Source organism: Actinocorallia lasiicapitis (assembly GCF_054778695.1).
The window spans coordinates 1-18,455 of record NZ_BAAGZI010000089.1; the positions used below are offsets into that span (position 1 = coordinate 1).

The 18,455-nt window shown below is 68.5% G+C and carries 22 protein-coding genes; 19 read left to right on the plus strand and 3 right to left on the minus strand.

Annotated elements, in window-relative coordinates; all coding sequences use genetic code 11:
* From ACYVE7_RS12975 to ACYVE7_RS13025, 11 genes are all read left to right on the plus strand, one after another.
* On the plus strand, positions 1-862 hold an 862-nt coding region (locus ACYVE7_RS12975; RefSeq protein WP_460364894.1), incomplete at its 5' end, for a type VII secretion protein EccB.
* Positions 863-989: 127 nt separating this feature from the next.
* Complete coding sequence (locus tag ACYVE7_RS12980; protein ID WP_460364895.1) at positions 990-1,307, plus strand: WXG100 family type VII secretion target; 318 nt, start codon at positions 990-992, stop codon at positions 1,305-1,307.
* 10 nt (positions 1,308-1,317) lie between these two features.
* Complete coding sequence (locus ACYVE7_RS12985) at positions 1,318-1,611, plus strand: WXG100 family type VII secretion target (protein ID WP_460364896.1); 294 nt, start codon at positions 1,318-1,320, stop codon at positions 1,609-1,611.
* A gap of 188 nt (positions 1,612-1,799) precedes the next feature.
* Complete coding sequence (locus ACYVE7_RS12990) at positions 1,800-2,744, plus strand: hypothetical protein (protein ID WP_460364897.1); 945 nt, start codon at positions 1,800-1,802, stop codon at positions 2,742-2,744.
* A gap of 2 nt (positions 2,745-2,746) precedes the next feature.
* The gene (locus ACYVE7_RS12995) at positions 2,747-3,073 is read left to right on the plus strand and encodes a hypothetical protein (RefSeq protein WP_460364898.1); all 327 of its coding nucleotides are present in this window, start codon (positions 2,747-2,749) and stop codon (positions 3,071-3,073) included.
* Complete coding sequence (locus tag ACYVE7_RS13000; RefSeq protein ID WP_460364899.1) at positions 3,064-3,831, plus strand: hypothetical protein; 768 nt, start codon at positions 3,064-3,066, stop codon at positions 3,829-3,831. Before ACYVE7_RS12995 ends, ACYVE7_RS13000 begins: the two co-directional genes overlap by 10 nt.
* Positions 3,832-4,375: 544 nt before the next feature.
* The gene (locus ACYVE7_RS13005; RefSeq protein WP_460364900.1) at positions 4,376-4,759 is read left to right on the plus strand and encodes a hypothetical protein; all 384 of its coding nucleotides are present in this window, start codon (positions 4,376-4,378) and stop codon (positions 4,757-4,759) included.
* 10 nt (positions 4,760-4,769) lie between these two features.
* On the plus strand, positions 4,770-6,071 hold the full coding sequence (locus tag ACYVE7_RS13010; protein WP_460364901.1) for a hypothetical protein: 1,302 nt from the start codon (positions 4,770-4,772) through the stop codon (positions 6,069-6,071).
* Positions 6,068-7,270, plus strand: coding sequence for a S8 family serine peptidase (locus ACYVE7_RS13015; protein WP_460364902.1), 1,203 nt, complete (start codon positions 6,068-6,070; stop codon positions 7,268-7,270). Before ACYVE7_RS13010 ends, ACYVE7_RS13015 begins: the two co-directional genes overlap by 4 nt.
* Positions 7,271-7,370: 100 nt before the next feature.
* Positions 7,371-7,631: a hypothetical protein gene (locus ACYVE7_RS13020; RefSeq protein ID WP_460364903.1), complete on the plus strand. Its 261-nt coding sequence runs from the start codon at positions 7,371-7,373 to the stop codon at positions 7,629-7,631.
* A gap of 163 nt (positions 7,632-7,794) precedes the next feature.
* Complete coding sequence (locus ACYVE7_RS13025) at positions 7,795-8,235, plus strand: hypothetical protein (RefSeq protein ID WP_460364904.1); 441 nt, start codon at positions 7,795-7,797, stop codon at positions 8,233-8,235.
* Here the strand turns inward: ACYVE7_RS13025 and ACYVE7_RS13030 are convergent.
* A complete protein-coding gene (locus ACYVE7_RS13030; protein WP_460364905.1) occupies positions 8,228-8,656 on the minus strand; it encodes an ATP-binding protein in 429 nt (142 codons plus the stop codon). The genes ACYVE7_RS13025 and ACYVE7_RS13030 overlap by 8 nt on opposite strands.
* Positions 8,657-8,761: 105 nt before the next feature.
* Between ACYVE7_RS13030 and ACYVE7_RS13035 the strand changes: the two genes are divergently transcribed.
* The 4 genes from ACYVE7_RS13035 (at position 8,762) to ACYVE7_RS13050 (ending at position 10,865) form a co-directional block, all read left to right on the plus strand.
* Positions 8,762-9,577 carry a helix-turn-helix domain-containing protein gene (locus tag ACYVE7_RS13035; RefSeq protein WP_460364906.1) on the plus strand — a complete coding sequence of 272 codons (816 nt, stop codon included), beginning with the start codon at positions 8,762-8,764 and terminating at the stop codon, positions 9,575-9,577.
* Complete coding sequence (locus tag ACYVE7_RS13040) at positions 9,574-9,759, plus strand: DUF397 domain-containing protein (RefSeq protein ID WP_460364907.1); 186 nt, start codon at positions 9,574-9,576, stop codon at positions 9,757-9,759. The genes ACYVE7_RS13035 and ACYVE7_RS13040 overlap by 4 nt, the downstream gene beginning before the upstream one ends.
* Positions 9,760-10,192: 433 nt before the next feature.
* Complete coding sequence (locus tag ACYVE7_RS13045) at positions 10,193-10,561, plus strand: hypothetical protein (RefSeq protein ID WP_460364908.1); 369 nt, start codon at positions 10,193-10,195, stop codon at positions 10,559-10,561.
* A 178-nt stretch (positions 10,562-10,739) separates the two neighbouring features.
* Positions 10,740-10,865, plus strand: a complete 126-nt coding sequence (locus tag ACYVE7_RS13050; protein ID WP_460364909.1) for a hypothetical protein — start codon at positions 10,740-10,742, stop codon at positions 10,863-10,865.
* A gap of 90 nt (positions 10,866-10,955) precedes the next feature.
* Here the strand turns inward: ACYVE7_RS13050 and ACYVE7_RS13055 are convergent, their stop codons facing one another.
* Positions 10,956-11,894, minus strand: coding sequence for a cyclase family protein (locus tag ACYVE7_RS13055; RefSeq protein ID WP_460364910.1), 939 nt, complete (start codon positions 11,892-11,894; stop codon positions 10,956-10,958).
* A gap of 252 nt (positions 11,895-12,146) precedes the next feature.
* Between ACYVE7_RS13055 and ACYVE7_RS13060 the strand changes: the two genes are divergently transcribed.
* A complete protein-coding gene (locus ACYVE7_RS13060) occupies positions 12,147-12,425 on the plus strand; it encodes a hypothetical protein (protein WP_460364911.1) in 279 nt (92 codons plus the stop codon).
* Here the strand turns inward: ACYVE7_RS13060 and ACYVE7_RS13065 are convergent.
* Positions 12,409-13,314, minus strand: coding sequence for a nucleotide-binding protein (locus tag ACYVE7_RS13065; RefSeq protein WP_460364912.1), 906 nt, complete (start codon positions 13,312-13,314; stop codon positions 12,409-12,411). The genes ACYVE7_RS13060 and ACYVE7_RS13065 overlap by 17 nt on opposite strands.
* A gap of 2,141 nt (positions 13,315-15,455) precedes the next feature.
* Here ACYVE7_RS13065 and ACYVE7_RS13070 point away from each other — a divergent pair.
* The 3 genes from ACYVE7_RS13070 to ACYVE7_RS13080 all read left to right on the plus strand — a co-directional run.
* On the plus strand, positions 15,456-15,773 hold the full coding sequence (locus ACYVE7_RS13070) for a hypothetical protein (protein ID WP_460364913.1): 318 nt from the start codon (positions 15,456-15,458) through the stop codon (positions 15,771-15,773).
* Entirely contained in the window at positions 15,770-16,522 is a 753-nt protein-coding gene (locus ACYVE7_RS13075) for a DUF6177 family protein (RefSeq protein WP_460364914.1), read from the plus strand. Before ACYVE7_RS13070 ends, ACYVE7_RS13075 begins: the two co-directional genes overlap by 4 nt.
* A gap of 203 nt (positions 16,523-16,725) precedes the next feature.
* Positions 16,726-18,455 (plus strand): hypothetical protein (locus ACYVE7_RS13080; protein WP_460364915.1); only part of this gene is annotated, 1,730 nt, incomplete at its 3' end.

Below are 18,455 nucleotides of genomic sequence, written 5' to 3' on the forward strand. Positions count from 1 at the left end.
GGTCGGGGCGCGGCTCGGCGGCGCCCCGCTGGCCGCCGGGACCGGGGTGGTCGTGGCGTCGGGGAAGGCGCTGTGGCTGGTCGCCGACGGCCTGCGGATGGAGCTGCCGAAGGTGCTGCTGCGGCCGTTGGCCGCCGCTTACCAGCCCGTCCAGGTGCCGCCGCTCTGGTTGAACGGCCTGGCGCCGGGCCCGCGCTTCCGGCCGCCCGACATTCCCGGATACGGGACGCGCCGTGCGTCACCGTTCGGCGGGCTGGCCAGGATCGGCCAGACCTACACGGTCGCCGCGTCGGGGGCGTCGCCCGAGCAGTGGTTCGTGCTGCTGCGCGAGGGGCTCGCGCCGATCTCCAAGACCGAGGCGTGGCTGCTGGAGAACAGCCCGCGCGCCGCCAACACGGTCCGGCTGTCGCGGGCCGCGGTCAACCGGGTCCCGGCGGGGGCGCGGCTGCCCGCGCGGGGCCTGCCGGACGTCCCGCCGACGGTCGTCCCGTACGACGGGACACGTCCGCTGTGCGCCGAATATCCGGATCCTTCGGAGGGCAGGCCCGTCCTCACCCTGGACGCCGCGCTCCCGCCGATCGCCGACGCGGCCGCCGTGGGGAGCAGGCCCGACCGGCTCGACCAGGTAGCGATGCGTCCCGGGACCGGGGTGCTGGCGGGCGTCATGCAGAACGCGCCGAATGTTGCCGGATATGTCCTGATCACTGAGGACGGGCGGCGTTTTCCGATCGCCACCGCCGATGACGTGGTGAAACTCGGATATGCGACGGATCGGGCGCTGAGGATTCCGTCATATCTCCTGCAGTTGCTCCCCGAAGGTCCGATTCTCGACAGCAAGGCGGCCGCTCGTCAGGCGGGCTGAAGACCGTTGCGTATTGAAATAACGGTTAGATCACGCTACCTGGGTGTTTACCCGCGCTGACTAGATCATGGTTTTCTGGCTCCTCTAGTGTGATCAGCTTCGCCGCGATCCCACCGAGGAGGCCGAAATGGCACCCCAGTTCAGTGCAGACAGGGCCAAGATGGCGGCGGCCGCCGTCGATGTCGATGGCGCCGTCAGTGACGTCACCGGCCAGCAGAAGAATCTGCGCTCCGAGGTCCAGGCGCTCGAGGCGCGCTGGCGGGGCAACGCCGCCGACAGCTTCATCCAGCGGGTCTTCGTCGACTTCGACAAGGCGTTCACCCGCACCCTCAAGGACCTGGGCGACATCCACGACCATCTGGTGCACAACAAGGCGCAGTACCAGAAGGTCGAGGACCAGAACCAGAACGAGATGAACCGCCTCGACGGACTCCTCAACCACTAAGGACGCGGACATGGCTACCGACTTCACCAAGGTCGACCCCGAGGCCCTCACCCAGGCCCAGCAGACCTTCTCCCGCACTCTCGAAGCGTTCGACAACCGGCTCAACGAGCTGGAGCGCCGTCTCGGAGCGAACCTGGCCGAATGGGACGGTGACGCCCGCAAGGCGTACCTCGACGCCAAGGCCCGCTGGGACAAGGCCTGCCAGAACCTCGGCTCCGACATCGCCGCGATCGCCGTCCACATCGGCGGCGCCCGCACCAACTACGTAGAAACCGAAGAAGCCAACCGCCGCGTCTGGGGCTGACCCGCCCCGCTCCTCGACCGGCCGAGCGCCTCCCGCGGCGAGACCACACCTCTCGCCGCGGGCAGCGCTGTGTCGCTACCTTGGCTGGATACGGACCGTTGCTACCAGGCTGCTCCTCTGGCCCTGCCTAGGTGATGACTCTCGTGTTTTCCGCCGCTCCACCAACAGAACCTGGGTGCGTAGCCACTATGCCCACGCCCGAAGAACTTGACGCATTGCTGAACAGCAGCACTCCTATGGCGCCCGAGAACCCGGAGGAGGCTTCGTCTCGGCTCGCTGCTAACAGTCGGCGACCTCATGCTGAGCTAGAGACACCGAACCCCGAGTCTGCTGGTGAGGAAGCAGATGCCGACCCGCAGGATTCCACGCAGCCAGATTCACGGCAGATCGTCACCGAGCAGACGAGACAACCGGGCCTAGATCCTTCTCGTGGGGCAGAAGTCGATGACGGTTCCGCTCGGCGACTCAGCGCAATCATCGAGAGCGCACGTGAGGTCGGCGCGGAGCTTGATGGGCTTGTTTCCCTACTGGGCAGCGGTGAAGCACGGACCTACCGGGACTTCACCCGCCAGATCGAGGTGAAGGTCGACCTCAGTGGCGCCATCATGGCTGTGCGGGTCGCTCCGTCTTGGCGGCGTAGTCTAGGCCCCGAACGATTGGCGGAAGCCCTGACCGCAGCGATCGCGTCGGCACTCTTCGACTTGTCAGCGGAGCTCGAAGCCGAGACGTTCGACCGCGTTGGGGAGCGGCCGTTTGCGCCGGACGTCATGCCTGCCCCCCGCGACGTCGTCGATACCACTGCAATCTTCGAACAGGTCATGGGCGCGCTCGACGCACTGGGAACCTTGTTCGCCGGTGGAGCGGCCAGGCCGCTCGCAAAGAGTCACCAGATGGTTGAGAGCGTCAGGCGAAGGGTCGTACTCGACCTGGATCGAGGAACGGTCACCGGAGTTCGCCTGGATGATTCCTGGTTGAAGACGGTCGACACGAGCAAGCTGAACGACGAACTGAACTCGGCATTTGCAGCAGCCCGCGAAGGCCCTGTTGTTGCGGACTCTGTCGATGGCTTCAATGAGGTCGCCGTGGAGATCGCATCGCTCTTGGGCGCACTCATGCCGACTAAGGAGAATTGACGATGGCACCGTTCGATCCGAAGGCATTCGAGGTAAAGCTGAAGGACCTGAGGTCAGACGAAGATAAATGGACTGCGGCTGCGGGCGTCATGAAGGCGGCCAAGAGTACGGCAGCCTCGCTCCAAGACGCCGGGTCCAAGCTCGGATACCTGGGTAAGAGCAGCGGTGAAACCGGGGCGTACATGGATGTCTGTATCTTGTATGTCAACCTCGCGGAGCAGGCCTCCGGGGTCTTCGACGACGTCGCCGCAGGGTTGAAACGTGTGACTGCAGCCTATGACGCGACGGAGGAAAAGAACGACAAGTTCATTCGGCGGGTGTGGAAATAGTGTCGCCACAGACTGATAACTATGCCTTCCAGGCCTTGATGGACAAAATAAACTCAACGATCGGTGACGGGTTGTCCGCTCTGGGCAGCTTCACCGTGGATGGATGGGGTTGGCTCTGGGACAAGCTGAAGAAGCTCATTGCGAAGCTCAGCGAGCTAGCGGTGAAGGTCTTCGATGAGATTAAGGCCTGCCTCGCCGATCCCGGATGGCCGCCGGCTCTTTGGAAAACCGCACAGCGGTGGACTGATGAGCTGCAGTCCAAGGTCTCGCCTGTGACTAACCAGCTCACCTTGGGTTCCATGGAATCCACCAAGAGCTGGTCTGGCGCTGCAGCGGAGCAGTATCAGATCAGACTTCTGGGAAAGGGCGGGCCCCCTCTCCAGTCGCAAGCTGTGGGGTCTTATGCCGATGGGGCGAGTGACGTCTCGGGTATTCTCGTCGATTCGGCCAGGACCCTCACCTATTTCTGGCTCGAAGTGGCGGGGATCGTGGCTGCTTTGGTGGTTGCCCTGATCAAGGCGGCGCGCGGGATCGCTTCGGTCGGGGCGGCCCTGCTCGCGGTGGCTCAGGCGATCGGCGCCGTCATCACTGCCGCTGGCCTGTTCCTCGCGGCTGATGCCAAGGCGCGGAGTGACCTCGCGGAACATTCCAACCGACTGCGCGGCATCTTCAACGACAACAAAGCGCTTTCAGGAGGTGGCGCGCTCACCGCTGGTAATTGGCCGCAACCGGTGCTCAATGTGGCGACAGGCCAGTGAGTCGACCCGATCGATTCTTGGTTCGGGTTGATCTCATCCTTCACATGACGATCGCCCTACTGTGCATACTGGCGTTCGCGCTGCCCCTCACTTATGGGTCTTGGATGCCTTGGCGGGAGCGGCTGAGTGGGCTCGAGCTCATCCTCGGAACGGCGCTGGGACTGCGCATTGCGCTCTCACTCGCGGTGGCGTGGTGCTCGGTGCGGCAGTTGCGCGGACTTGATTGGTCTGCGACGGGACGAGGTCTTAGATACGGGAGCCTGGCGGCATCCGGGATTCTTGCCCTTGTGGCACTGGTGTCATGGGACGAGTCCCGCTCGTGGCTGTTGGGATTGGCGCTCTCCTGGTTCCCGTTTACCCCCCGATGGATCCGGCAAGGCCCCGTCCAAGGAACGGGTCCGAAGTAGGATGAAGTGAAATAACGGTTGAGCCACGCTGCCTGGGCTTTTTCTGGAGCTGACTAGATCGTGCCTCTTGCCCTGCTTTAGTGTGATCAGTTCGCTTTGGTGCCGATAGCCACTCCTCGACCCGATCGGAGAGCTTCATGCCTGTGCCGTACGAGCCCGGCCTCAACTGGCCGGAGGTCGGGGGCGGCCAGCAGATCGTCTGGCATCCGGACGACATTCTGGGGGTCGCGAAGAGCATCGAGAACCGGTTGAAGGACGTCCGGGCCGCGCGTGACACGGTGCTGTCGGCCGCGACGGGTGCTCCGCCCGTCGGCGGCTGGGACGTGGCCGTCGAGCTGACGAACTCGCTGTCCGACTCGCATCGGCGGATGGTCGCCGCGTACGACGCGTTCATCGAGTCGGGTCAGGCGGTGATCGTCCGGCTGCTGCGTTCGGCGGACCTCACCGAGGAGGCCGAGGCGTTCAACGACCGGATGTTCCGGACCCAGCAGGGCAGGCTGCACAGCACCGAAGGCATGTGAGCGGGGAGTCATGGCGGAAGACGACTACGTACCGGTCCCGGTCAAGGACGGCGAACTCCCCGCGGGCAACCCCGCCGGGTACAGCTCGACCGCGATCGTCAACCTGGTGAACGGCGCCCAGCCGGACGCACCCAACGAGACCAAGGCGAGCTATTTCAAGGTCGCCGAATCCCTGGGCGACTCGCAGGGCGATCTGCGGCGCAACGCCCAGGTGCTCACGGAGGCGTGGCAGGGCCCGTCGGCGGTGCTCGTCCAGAAGCAGCTCGGGCAGCTCTACGAGAGCGCCGGCACCCTGATCAGCGCGAGCCTCCAGTTCACGCAGGCCCTCGACGGTGTCACGGCGGCCGTCACCGAAGGCAAGGCCCGAGTCCCCGACACCCCCCTCAACCCGACGGTCGCGGCCCTCCTCCCCAAGGTCGCCCAAGCCGACACGGCCCGCAACCGAGCCGCCCTAGCCGACCTCAACGCCGACCTCCACACCGCCTACCTCGCCGTCCCCTCCGACCTCTTCCTCAACCTCCCTCCCGGAGACACGGATGAAGCCCGTCCGCCGTTCGGGGTACCGGGGGAACGCAAGGAGAGGGAAGTCGGCTCCGGCAGCAAGGGATACGGGGAGGGACCCGGCAACAGGGCTCCCGGGGATGACTCGCCTGGCGGTGACGGTCCGAATGGCGACGGACCGGGCGGAAACGGTCCGGACGGCGGCCCCGGCAGCAGCGGTCCGGATGGCAGCGGCCCGAATGGTTCCGGGCAGGGCCCCGGGACTTCCGGCCCTGGGATCGGACCCGGCGGCGTGATCGGACCGGGCGGGTCGGGGACCGGGCCGAACGGCACCGACCTAGCCGGCGCGCTTCCAGGGCCTGGTCCCGGTAGTGATCCGTTCGGCCTGCCGGGCGGTCCTGGCAATGGGACGCTGCCCGGCCCCGGCAACGGCTACGGCCCGAACGGCAGCCCTTGGGGCAGCGGCTTCGGCCCTGGTTTCGGCCCGGGTAGCAACGGTTCGGGCTCTGGACGTCCGCGCTCGTTCACCTTCTCCGGAGAGGTGCCGCCGGGCGGTCTCAGCGGGTTCGGTGGCACTCCCCGCGTCGGCGGCGCGTTCGGCGTGATCGGTGCAGAGGCCGCGGAGCAGCGGGCGGCCGCCGCCGCGCGCGGCAACCGTCCGATGGGGATGGGGATGCCGATGGGCGGGATGCTGGGCGGTGCTGGCGGCAGTGGCCGCGGCGGCCAGGAACATGAACGCACCACGTGGCTTTCCGAGGACGAAGAGATCTGGGGAAGCGACGATGACGTGGCGCCCCCGGTCATCGGATGACTCTGCGCACCGGGTTGCTGAGAGCCGCGGCGGCGCTGTCCGTCGCGGCTTCCACCGTCCTCCTCCCGGCGGGTGCGGTGCACGCCGCCGGGCCGCGTGCCGACCAGTGGTGGTTCCCGATCTGGGGCATCACCGAGGACGTGTGGCGCTACAGCAAGGGCAAAGGTGTGATCGTCGCCGTCCTGGACACCAAGATCAATGGCGAGCTTGCCTCGCTGCGTGGCGCGCTCCTGCCCGGCAAGGACTTCAGTAAGGGCGAACGGTCCGAAAACCCGAGTCACGGGACGACCATGGCGGCCCTCATCGCCGCCCGGGGTACGGGTCCGGACGGTTTTTATGGAGTGGCGCCGGAAGCGAAGATCCTGCCGATCGTCCGTTCTCGGATCACCTCGGGCGACCCCGCCCGGATCGGGTTCCAGGGTTGGGCCAAGGAGATCAGATACGCGGTCGACCAGGGCGCGGACATTATCAACATGTCCTTCGGCAGGGACGGCTCGGCTTACACGGATCAGTGCGAGCCCACGCTCCAGGAAGCGGTCTCCTACGCGATAGAGCACGACGTCATCCTGGTCGTCGCGGCGGGCAACGATCCGCGCCGCCTGAACGACTCGGTTTCTGTGCCGGGCGTCTGCGCCGGAGTGATCACCGTCGGCGGTATGGCGAAGAACTTCCGCACCTGGCGGCAGACTTATCCCGCCAACTACATGACGTTCGCCGCTCCCGCAGTGGACACTCCCGGCCTGCAACGGGACGGCTCGGTTCGCTTGATCAGCGGCACCAGCGTCTCGGCGGCCCTGGTCTCCGGCCTGTTCGCCCTGCTCCGCTCAGCCCTCCCGGACGTCCCTTCGCGAGAACTGGTCCGCCGGGTCATCGCCACCACCGCCGACGCCTACCAGGAAGGCTGGGACACCCGAACCGGCTACGGCGTCCCCGTCATCGACGCCCTGGTCCGCGGCAGAATCCCCCCACCCGGCCCCAACAAGCCCTACGAACGCTACGACGCCTGGAAAACCAAAACCGCCAAGATGGCCCGCCCCACGGCCACCCTTCCCCCGACCTCCGAGCCCCAGGCCACCGACAAGAATCCCCCGAACACACCTCTACTGGCCGCAGTCGCCATCGCCACCCTGTTCCTCCTGGCGGCCCTCTTCACGGTCCTACACCGCAGATTCCGACGGAGAAATCGGAGCTCCCCATGAGTACACACGAGTTCCGCCGTCCAGGTCTCTGGGTGATCTGCTGAACGTGAGCCCGCCTGACGGATTTCTGCGCCCGAGCCGACCCATCACGGTCCTGGGCGTGATTCTCTATGTCGTGCTGCTGGGAATCTGGGGTATGTGCGGCTATTTCATTGTCGCGGAGCCGGGAGCGCATGTCGGGGCGGTCGCTCTGATCGTTCTGGGCTCGCTCTTGGCTGTGGCGAACCTGTTCATGCTGGTTGGGGCCTTCGCTATCCAAGCCGCGCTCAGCGGTAGAGAACAGCTACCGCCGATCGCGTTCCTAGTGATCGCCTTGCTCGCCTACGGACAGCGAGGTCCGAACCGTTATCTATTGAAATGATCGATGGTTTCGGGCAGGGCGGGATTCAGTGAACCTTTTCCAGCAGTCCTGAGAGACTGTTGGAAAAGGTTCACTGAGCAGGCGCTACGCGCTCTGGTCTGAGTTTGTTCGAGAGGAGGTGGTCGTGGAGGTTCGGCGGTTCGTGGGTGAGCGGAGCAGGGGGATGCTCGCCGTGATCGTGGGCTATGTGGTGGTGCAGGTCGGCCTCGCGCCCGTCGCGTATGGTGCGATCGGTCCGGCTGAGGGTGAAGGAGCCGTCGTCTGGGGGGTTTTTCTTTTCGTCGTCGGGCTTTGGGCGGCTGTGCCGGTGGCGATGGTCTATTTCTGGGTTCACCGGCCCTTTCTCGAGGCCGACGCGGACGGTGTGCGGTTTCGCGTGTTCGGCCGAGCCTTGCGGATTCGCTGGGCGAACATCTCGGAAATCAGGGTGGCGAGCGATCCGTCCGGGAACGTGCTCGGAGTCGAACTCGGTGGCCTTCCTGGAGCGTCACGAACCATCGTCGTTCCCATGAAGTCGTTCGACGTTTCCGCGGAGGCCGTCATCGGGGTGCTGGCCGGCGCCGCCGAGGGCCGCGTCGATATTCGGCGGATCGGAATTAGCTGAGATGGGACCAGACCCATTTCCCGGTGGGTGGGGTGGGGCGGAATCCACAGTCTGTGGATAGCGCCTGGATGAGGGGGAGGCCCCAGGAGCCACCGTTGTCCCATTGGGTTTCGGGGGCGGCGTCGATCGCGGCGTGGGTGAGCGGGGTGACGGGGCGGGATCGGGGGGCGGCGGGGCTGGGATCCCAGACCTGGATGAGCAGGCCGGCCGAGGAGCGGGTCAGGTGGAGTTTGAGCTCCCTGCCAGGGGACGCCTCGGCGGCGTTGGTGATGAGTTCGGACGCGACCAGAAGAGCGTCGTCCAATTTGTCGGTTAGGTTCCATTTGTTAATGCGTTGGGTGATGAGGGTTCGGGCCAGGCCGGCGGCTGCGGGGGAGCCCATCAGGGGAATGAACAGATCATCTTGGGTCATGAGCGGCATCGCTGTTCTTCCAGGTCAGATCGGGTGTAGAACTGATGCCGAGAATGGCTCGGGCCTCGGTCTTTTCCGAGGTTTTCGACTTAACTGAAAACCTGTGGAGGGGCTGTGTCGAACGCTCGTGAGCCGCTTGACCCCAAGGTTTCGCTCTGGAACTGGCTCGCGTTTCAGTTGCGGTTTCTGCGCGATCAGCACGGGATGACCCTGGACCAGGTCGGCGCATTGATCGGGACGGCCCGCTCCACGACGTCCAATATCGAAGGCGGCCGCGGCCGCATCGACGAACGCCAAGCCTTCATCCTCGACCAACGCTACGGCACCGGTTTCCTCCTCCAACTCCTCCTCTACTACGCCCGCCTCGGCCACGACCCCGAGTGGTTCAAACAGTTCTCCACCTACGAAAGCCAAGCCCGCGTCATCAAGATCTACGGCGGCTCGGTCATCCCCGTCCCCCTCCAGACCGAGGCTTATACGCGTGCGCTTCTTGCCGCAGGCCCGGAACGGGACGTTGACACAGAGGTGAGCGCGCGGATGGCACGACAGGAGGCGCTGCTGCATGGTGAGAACACGCCCTGGATTTGGGTGATCTTCGATGAGGTGACGCTGCACACCGCTGTCGGAGGTCGTGCTGCCATGCGGGAGCAGATGAAGCATCTCCAGGAGCTTGCGCAGCTGCGCCATGTCTCGATCCGGGTCATCCTCCCGGGCGCAGGGGCTCACCCGGGACAGGACGGTCCGTTCCGGCTGATCAGCCTGGAAGACCGCGATGTTGCGTATGCAGGAGCGAATCGGGGAGGCAGACTGATCGAAGCGCCCAACGAAGTGCGCGACTTGGCCGTAGATTTCGATCGCATCGGTGAGAAGGCGATCACCAGCGATGAAACCCTCGCGTTGATCGAGGAGAGGATGGAGGCCTTCACATGAAGGTGACCTGGCGTAAGAGCTCTTATAGCGGCGGTGTGACCGACGACGCGTGCGTTGAGCTGGCTCGTTTTCCGACGGCTGTGGCCGTCAGGGACTCTAAGAATCCTCGGTCGCCGCACCTGGCGTTGAGTGCTCGTCAGTTCGGCGGTCTGTTGGGTGCGTTGAAGGGGGAGGGCATCTGACCGTCCCATCATGACGGTGGCGGCCGTGGAGCCCGGTGTTCCCGACGAGCGACGGCCGCCACCGCTCCCTGCATGACCCTTGCCCGCAGCCACGGCAGGCAGGACGCGTGCCAGCCGGCCTGAGTGAAACCCCCGGAGCGCCGGATTCGTGCCGGAAACGGCCGTAGCCGGTCCGTAGCAGCACCGCGTCGCCCGGCCGCACCCGCCCACCCCGAGCCCGTCTCGGTGTCGGTCTACCGTCCGCTCGCGCGCCTGCGCTGCGACTACCTCGTGCTCGGGTCTGTGGCTGCCGTGGGTGGGGTTGGGGATTGGGTGGACTGGGGTTTGGCGGGGCCATTACGATGATCCATCCAAAGGTCGTGATCTTCGGGAGATGTCTGCGATGGGACGGCGGAGATGGCGGCCTGCGGTGGGGGCACCACCGGCTCGGACCGTGGTTCTGCTGTCGCAGGGTGGTGCGGTGGTGTTCGCGCTGGCCAATCCCGGGCTGTGGTTCCTTCAAGCGCATGCGACGCCCAGGACGGAGCCGGACGCCGCGACCGCGGCGATGGTCGTTGTGTCGATCGCGGTGCTGGCCGTCGGGTTCGGGGTCAGGGTTTTCCGTGATCCGGCGAGGCCCGTTGATCTGTGGACGGCCAGCGGTGCGGTGGCGGCGGTCGTCACGGCGTTCGGGTGTCTCGCGGCCTCTGGGAACGGGTCGGGCCCTGGGGCGTTCCTACTGAACCTGATGGCCGCGGGCGGCGCTGGTGTCGCACTGTCCGGCTGGTACCGCCGCGCGCGTGCCCACGAGCGAAGGAACTGAGCGTGGACGAGATACTCGACGAGATCGCCCGATACGGCGAATAAAGCGCGAAGCCTGGGGCGCGGCGCTCGAACGGGCCGGCTGGAACGAGCGCGCCGCCCGTCTGACCCCGGGCCGTCCCGGCACCGGCGCGAGCGAGCGGTCTGCGTCCGGACGTCCCGGTGCGAGCGCGTTCGGCGTGACGTCTCCTGCGTCCAGGCCGATGTCGGCCGTCGTCGACGAGGTGCTCCAGGTCATGGCCCTTTTCAAGGACTCCTCCGTCAAGGACGGCGACGCCGACTGGTCCGTAGTACCCCAGTCCTGACCCCGTCGATCCGCGTCAACACATCCCGTGGTCGCCGATCACCCAGGGCGGCCACTCCGAATACCGGCTGCCGACGTCCCGCACTCGGCGTCAGAAGGTGGCGATCGGGTTGGTGGGGCTGCCGGAGGTGCCGGCGAGGCGGAGTGGGGCGACGGTGAGGTGGAAGTCCCACTGGTCTAGTTCGGTGGCTGTCGCGGCGCACGCCTCCAGGTCGCAGTTGTCGAGCATCCATAGGCCCATCGCGACGAGGCTCACGGCGTGGACGGGCATCAGCACGTCCGGGTAGCCCGACGGTTGAACGTCCTGGGGGGTGTCGGCGGCGATCAGTGCGACGTCCCGTTCCCGTAGCCACGGCAGGCAGGAGGCGTGCCAGCCGGCCTGGGTGAAACCCCCGGATGTGCCGGATTCGTGCCGGAAACGTCCGTAGCCGGTCCGTAGTAGCACCGCGTCGCCGGACCGCACTCGCACGCCTTGGCGGCGTTCGGCCTCCTCCAGATCGTCGGGGAACACGCCCTGCCCCGGCTCCAGCCACGGAACATCACGGACTTTCGCGACGTCCAGCAGCACGCCGCGCGTGAGGATCCCGTTCGCCGCCGCCGTGACGGCCGCCCACCCCGACCCCGTCTCGGTGTCGACCAGCGTGTGCGACCGGCCGTTGTACATCGTGCCGTCCCAGAAGAGGTGGCACGGGGAATCCAGGTGGGTGACGGTGTTGCCGTGGTAGGCGAGGCCGAGCCGCTCGGAGGAGAACCCCCAGCGCCGGTCGTCGTGGAACGCGGCCACCGGCATGTTCTCGGCGCCCGGCATGTCGGCAGCGCACGGGCACGTCGTCGTCGCCCGCTCCATGTCCCCCGGCGCGGCCACCTCCCACGCACACGACACACTCCTGCCATGGCGGACGGCCCGCGCCGCCGCCACCCGCACCTCATCGGTGACGAGGTTCAACGTGCCGAGCTGATCGTCCGCACCCCACCGCCCCCAGTTCGACAGCGTCTCGAAGTACCCGAGCACATCCCCCTGCGTCACCATCGACCCCTCCGCTCCGAACCCCCACAGCCAGGCTATCCCGCCCCTCCGACACCGACGGGCCCCCGAGTAGGCTCGAGCTGCGACGTCCCCCGGAGGTGGTCGAGGACCCGTGGAAGGACGGCCGCGGTCTCGGCGGCTACTACCAGCCCGACGCGGAGCACTCGGGCGGCTGCCTGGTCCTGCTGGCGGCTTTTGCCGTGGCGCGCCGGTCGGCGTCTCGCTTCGTTCCGCTGGGTCGTCGGCTCGGTACTCGTGAGCGCCGCCACCGCGCTTCTGCTCGGGGTTCTTCCCACGACCGAATCCATGCAGGGGACCTGGGAGCTCGTCCAGTCGGAAGGGCCGCTCGTCCTCCTCATCCCGGTTTCTGGCGGCGGTTCCGTTGCTCCTCGGTCGTCCGGAGAGCGTGCTTCCACCAGGGTCGCTACCTTGCTGGCCGGTTTCTGTGTTCTCGCCCTGGCTTCGGTCGGCTGGTTCTACCTGCCCGCCGCCGTGTTGATGATCGTCGCGGCGGTGGTCAGCGGGAGCGGGTGAAGGAGGCGGTGGTGAGGTTGCGGGCGGCGGCCGCGGTCGTCGTGGAGATGAGGGACTGGTCGATGGTGGTGCCGGTGGCGAGGTGGCGGTCGTAGGGGAGGGCGATCACGGGGAGGCCGCCCTGGGAGAGGAGTTGTTCCGCTTTGGTGTGGTCCGCATCGGTGTGGGGGATGTGGGAGACGAGCGCGACGACCGTGCGGTGCAGGAGCGCGGCCAGGGGGCTGCGGGCCAGGTGGTCGAGGGCGCGGCGGGTGCTGAGGGCGCCGTCGACGGTGGCGGGGGCGACGAGGATCTGGGCGTGGGCCGACGACAGGATCGTCTCGTGGAGCGGGGACGTCAGGCCGGGGCCGCAGTCGATGACCGTCGCCGCGAAGTAGCGGCTCAGCTCGCCTTGGGCGGTGCGGAAGGTTTCCGGGGGGAGTTCGGGGTCGAGGCCTGAGGCGCTGGTGGCGGGGAGCGTCCACAGTTTGGGGGACGGGTTGGCGAGGAGCGCTTGGGCGTCGTCCCAGGAGCGCAGGCCCGTGACGTCGCGGACGCTGCGCGGTGTCCGCGCGCCGAGCCGCAGCAGGAGCGAGCCGAGACTGGGATCGGCGTCCAACGCGAGGACGCGGTCGTTGCGGTGCGCCGCCAGAGTCCGCGCGACGAGCGCCGCGACCGTCGTCTTCCCCGCCCCGCCCCGGATGCTGCTCACCACGATCTGCCGGCACGAACTGACCGCGCTCCCCAGCAGCGCCGCGATCTCCTCCGACGCCCTGACGTCCTGCGCCGCGTGCGCCCCGACGGCCCGCCGCACCCCCTGCCCGACCCGCCGAACCAGCCGATCCCCATGCTTGACCCGCCGCACCAACTCCCCACCGACCACCGGCGCCGTCCCACTGGCCCCGGCCACCCCTCCGAACACCTCCGGCGGTACTGCGTATGGTCCCCCCACCCCGCCCTGCCCACCGGCCTGAGGGCGCTGCGCTTCCCCGCCCGGCCCCTGGACGCCCGGCACATGTCCGTTAAACGGGAGCGCCCCGGCCGCACCGATCGCTGCCTGCCGGGGATCGGGCCCCGCCGCACCTCCACCCGTCACCTCACCGTAAGCCGCTGCCCCGTCCTGCCCGCCAGCTTGAGAATGCGGCGACCCCCCGCCCGACCCGTGGACTCCCGGCACGCCCTGCCCGTTGAGGGGGAGCATCCCCGCCTCACCGAAGGCCGCGGCTTGCTCGCCCGCTTGAGGGTAGGGCGATCCACTGGCTGGACTCTGGATGCCCGGCACGCCTTGCCCGTTAGGTGGGAGCATTCCCGTTTCACCGTAGGCCGCGGCTTGCTCGCCCGCTTGAGGGTAGGGCGATCCACTGGCTGGACTCTGGATGCCCGGCACGCCCTGCCCGTCAGGAGGGAACACTCGCGCCTCACCGAAGGACGTCCGCGCTCCGTTCGGCTCACCCTGTGGGCCGCTCGCTTGTCCCCGCATCCCGACAGCCGATTCCCTCGCCGCCAGATGGTCAAGTGGCTGACGTCCTGGCATGGGGTGATCGCCGCCCTGCCCGGCAGCCGAGCTTCCGCCGAGCCCCACTCCGTCGCGTAGCTGCCCAAGCTCTGGGGGCGGTGTCGCCTGGCCGACGTCTCGCTGTGCGCCGGTCGCTGACGGAGCGCCGCCGAACTCTGCTCCGTTGGCCATGCGCGCGAGTCCTGCGGGGAATACGGCCTGGCCGCTGACGTCTTGCTGCGTGCCGAATGCGGGCGGGGCCTCGCCGGGGGCCGCTCCGTGGGTCATCTGCGCGAACCCTGTGGGGCGATCTTGCTGCGGTGCTGCCTGACCGCCGAGGTCTTGATAGGTGACAGGGGCTGGCGAGGGCTCGGCGGGGCCCGCTCCGTCGCGTGCGTGGGTAGACCCGTGGGGCGGATCCTGGTGCGGGGCCGTCTGGTTGCCGGGGCCCTGCTGAGCGTCTGGCGTTGACGAGGGTCGGCCTGTCGACTCAGTGTTGCCAGATGCCTGGTCCGATGCTGCGCGGTGGGATGGGGGCCGGTTTCCTTGGGCGTCTGAAGGGCTGAGTAGATCGCTTGGCGTCAGTGGTGCAGCGTGTCTGCCCATGTTCGGGCTGATTTGTTCGGTTGGTGCGCCGAAGAGCGACGGCGAGGACATGGTGGGGGCCGTCTGCGCGACGTCGGAGGTGTGACGTGAAGGCGCAGAGCCCTGTGTCGCCGGACGTCCGTCGTCCTGCCGTGCGTCGAGTGCCCAGGCAGGGCCGCTCGCGTCCTGAGCCCACGGTTCGCTGCCGGGCAGGGCGGGGTTCGAGGGCCGCGCGCCCGCGACGTCACTCGGCCGGCCACCGAACGCGCGGCCCGCTTCGTCGTTCGGCGCGGTCCCGCTCCCGGGAACATGGACGGGCACCCATGCCCGCCCGGCGCCGTCGCCCAGCGGGGACTCGCCGCCCAACGAAGTGCCCGCCCCGTCGCCCTGCCCGAACGCAGCACCGGCCCCCAGGGGATCCGCGCCTGCCGCCGCACCACCCGGCTGGGACGCCCACGAAGAAGCGTTCGCCGAACCGCCGAACTGACCGGCCACAGCGCCCCCGCCTGGCCGTTCGATGTTCGGCATCCCGTTCACAGGGCCGCTGGGATACGGGGCCGCAGTTCCAGACGTCCAGGACGCACCCGCAACAGGGACGTCCCGCCGCCCGAACGCCGCCTCGCCCGCCGAGCCGTCCCCGCTCTCCTGCCCGGGAGCATACGGAGATGTGGCTCCCTGGGGTGCCGTCCCCGTAGCCGCGGATCCCGGGGGTGGCGTGTTCGTGGCCGGGCCGTTGGGGGCGTTGTCTGTCGGGCTGGGGCTGTTCGGGGGCCCGGGGGCGTGGGGAGGTGTGGGTGCTTGGGGCGTTATGTCTGTGGTGGGGGTGAGGCCGTTGAGGGGGTGGCCCAGGGAGAGGAGGGCGGCCGTTTGCCAGGTGGTCACCGGGGCTCCTTGGGTGCGGGGAAAGGGACGGTTCGATGGTAGTGGTGGCGGCTAGGATCGTCCGCGCGGAATGGGAGGGGAGGCGCGGGATGTCCAGGGATTTTGTGGTGCTCGGTGAGGAGAAGCCCGAATTGGCGTTGGTGTCGTCGCTGCTGGGCGGCGGGGACGGGCGGTGGCCGGTGCTCGTCAGACGGCAAGGGGGACGGGTCGTGGTGTCGGTGGAGGAACCGGTGTTCGTGGAGGCCGCCGGCGAGGTGGAGCGGCTGCTGGGGGCGCGGGTCGGCGGGCCGGTCTGGTGGGTGGACGTGCGGGGCGCCGCCGACGGCGACGACGGGATCACCGCTGCGCTCGACACCGCGGAGAAAGTGGCTGGGGCGGTCGGCGGCACCGTGTGGAGTGCCGGGTGAGCGTCGCCGACATCGTCACCGGCAAGACCGTCGTCGTGTTCCAGGGGCGGGCCGTCGTGCCGCTGCTCGCCTGGATGGCCCCAGGCGGCAAAGCCCTCCAGATCGTGACGGACAGGACGTCGCGCATCACCGTCCCGCTCTGCCTGGCGCTCGGCGGCCTGCCCGGCTCCCGCTGGGTGATCGCCGAGAACGGCACCTTCTCTGACGGCCTGACCGGAAAAGTCCTCCGCTGGGACGGCGAAGCCTTCACCCCAGATCCCGAAATATCCGCCCAATCTCCCGGGTTCCTGGCCCAGCCGGAAACCCGCCCCGGCGCCCAGCTCGTCCTCACCGTCGAGGCCCGCCGCGCCAAGGGCGAACCCGTCGGCGCCGTCGCCGCCCAGCTCTGCCGCGCCCTCGCCGGCACCGAACCCACCGGCTGGGGCTGGTGCGAACCCGCCGGACGCCGCTGGGACCCCCAAGCCTTCGACTCCGCCTGCCGCGGCCGCCCCTCGACCGCGATCATCGTTTCGGGCCGCGAGTTCGTCGCCCGCTGCGTGATCCAGCCCGCCCCCGACGGCTCGCACCGCGAGACCGTCACCGCGGCCGTCGGCTACCCGGATCTCGCCGACGTCCCCGTCCTCGATCTCCCGTCGATGATCGCGACGGTCCCGGGCGTCACCTCGACGTCCGGGCAGATCCTCCCGGGGCGTCCGGATCTCACCATCGAACCCCGGCTCCTCGGCGCCCCCACCCCGTTGCGCCTCTGACCGGATCCGGCCATCTGAACGACACGCATTAGGGGTCGATGGGGGTTTTCGCCCTGATTGCCATACTTGGCCGGGAGACTGTCCCGCTGTTCCGTTGAACTCGGGACGCCGAGGCGGCACGCTTCTTACTCTGTCCCTGTAGGGCGTCCACCGGAAGGAACAGAGGGCTAGTGGCCGTGACGATCCGGACGGCGCGATAGCCGATGGACCGTGTCTACGTCGGTTGGCGCTATGACCAGGCGCACCCCGATCCCGGACCTGAGCCGCGCCGCCCCCAGCCGCCGCCCGCCCCCACCTGGCAGGAGGAGGCCGAGCGCTACGAGGGCGAAACCCTCCTGAACCGCCCCCTGAAATGGACGGGCGGTGCCGCCGCCCTGGGCGCGGCCTTCTTCCTCGTCCTCGGCCTGTCCGGCAAGCTCCTCTGGCTGTTCGCGGACGTCGGTGTGGTGGCGTGCGCCGTCATCGGCGCGATCACCGGCTGGTCGATCTGGCAGGGCGAGCAGGCGATGCGGATCAGGAAACGCGCCGAAAAGGCACGTCGCGACCGCGAGACCGCCCGGCTCGAACGCCGCCGCGCCGACGACGAGGACCGCTACGCGATCGCCCTCCGCAAATGGGAGGACAGCCGCGCCGCCTACGAGAACCAGCGGGAATGGCATCCGGTGCCCGTCCCCACAGGCGTCGACCGGGTGGACATAGCGGGCGGAACCCTCTCAGGCTGGTCTGCCGCCGTGACGCTCATGGGCGCCGCCCGTCTCGCGGACGGCTCCCAGGTGACCGTCGTCGACCTGTCCGAAGGGGCCGTCGCCCAGGACCTGATCGACCTGTCACGCGAAGACCCGCTGGTCTGGGTGCTGCCGTCCGACCTGAAACGGCTCGACCTCGGGGCGCGGCTCGCCCCGGCGGCGTTCGCGGACGTCCTGTCGCAGACCGTCAACGCCACCGAGGCCGAGGCCACGGTCCGTGACGTCTCGATCGACAACTCGATCCTCGAACGCGTCATCCGGGTGCTCGGCGGGGCCCCGTCGATCGCGCAGATCACGGCCGCGCTGCGGGCGCTCGCGGAGGTCGGCGACCCGCGCGACGACCTGCGCGCCGGCCTCCTCACCGACGTCCAGCTCGACGCGATCGCCACCCTCTTCGGCCGGACGGCCGCCGACCGCGTCGTCCTCGAACGCGCCTGGACCTTGGAAGCCCAGCTCAGAACCCTCACCGATCTCGGTTCCGATCCCGTCGGGCTGCCGCCGGCACGGCTGCGGGTGCTGTCCCTCGACCGGCGGGCCGGGGTGCTCAGCAACAAGGTCCTCGCCACCTATGTGACGACCACGCTGACCCACATGATCAGGCAGGGGCCCGCATCGAGCCCGTGGAGCCACACCGTGTTCCTGTGCGGGGCGGAGAAGCTGCGCGGTGACGTCCTCGACCGGCTGTCGGACGCGTGCGAGGCGACCGGCACCGGGCTCGTCCTCATGTACCGGACCGTGGCCCCGCACGTCAGAGGCCGGTTGGGCCGGGGCAACGCCGCCGTCGGCTTCATGCGTCTCGGCAACGCCGACGACGCCGCCGCGGCCGCCGACTACCTCGGCACCGAAGCCCACCTCCTGCTCTCGGAACTGACCGAGACCGCCACCCCCGCCGACCCGACCGACCCCTACTCCAGCACCGTCGCCTACGCCCGCCGCAGCATGGGCGGCCACGCCCTCACCGAACCCGTCGCCCGCCCCCAGCCCGCCCCCCGCTCCCTCGCCGACGTGATCGCGACGGGCGCCTGGCCCCGCACCCTCACTCACCGTGACGGCCCGGGCCGTTCCCGCGAGCTCCGCCCCGAACGCCGCCAGCTCCAGGACCTCCCCCCGACGGCCATGGTCTTCACCCACGCCAACACCGTCCACCTCGTCGACGCCAACCCCGGCATCATCACCCTCCCCACCGC

What these genes read in the sequence shown, in the direction of transcription:
- ACYVE7_RS12980 (WP_460364895.1), top strand. Translation starts at nt 990, where the DNA reads ATGGCACCCCAGTTCAGTGCAGACAGGGCCAAGATGGCGGCGGCCGCC.
- ACYVE7_RS12985 (WP_460364896.1), top strand. Translation starts at nt 1,318, where the DNA reads ATGGCTACCGACTTCACCAAGGTCGACCCCGAGGCCCTCACCCAGGCC.
- ACYVE7_RS12990 (WP_460364897.1), top strand. Translation starts at nt 1,800, where the DNA reads ATGCCCACGCCCGAAGAACTTGACGCATTGCTGAACAGCAGCACTCCT.
- ACYVE7_RS12995 (WP_460364898.1), top strand. Translation starts at nt 2,747, where the DNA reads ATGGCACCGTTCGATCCGAAGGCATTCGAGGTAAAGCTGAAGGACCTG.
- ACYVE7_RS13005 (WP_460364900.1), top strand. Translation starts at nt 4,376, where the DNA reads ATGCCTGTGCCGTACGAGCCCGGCCTCAACTGGCCGGAGGTCGGGGGC.
- ACYVE7_RS13010 (WP_460364901.1), top strand. Translation starts at nt 4,770, where the DNA reads ATGGCGGAAGACGACTACGTACCGGTCCCGGTCAAGGACGGCGAACTC.
- ACYVE7_RS13015 (WP_460364902.1), top strand. Translation starts at nt 6,068, where the DNA reads ATGACTCTGCGCACCGGGTTGCTGAGAGCCGCGGCGGCGCTGTCCGTC.
- ACYVE7_RS13025 (WP_460364904.1), top strand. Translation starts at nt 7,795, where the DNA reads ATGCTCGCCGTGATCGTGGGCTATGTGGTGGTGCAGGTCGGCCTCGCG.
- ACYVE7_RS13030 (WP_460364905.1), bottom strand. Translation starts at nt 8,656, where the DNA reads ATGCCGCTCATGACCCAAGATGATCTGTTCATTCCCCTGATGGGCTCC.
- ACYVE7_RS13040 (WP_460364907.1), top strand. Translation starts at nt 9,574, where the DNA reads ATGAAGGTGACCTGGCGTAAGAGCTCTTATAGCGGCGGTGTGACCGAC.
- ACYVE7_RS13055 (WP_460364910.1), bottom strand. Translation starts at nt 11,894, where the DNA reads ATGGTGACGCAGGGGGATGTGCTCGGGTACTTCGAGACGCTGTCGAAC.
- ACYVE7_RS13070 (WP_460364913.1), top strand. Translation starts at nt 15,456, where the DNA reads ATGTCCAGGGATTTTGTGGTGCTCGGTGAGGAGAAGCCCGAATTGGCG.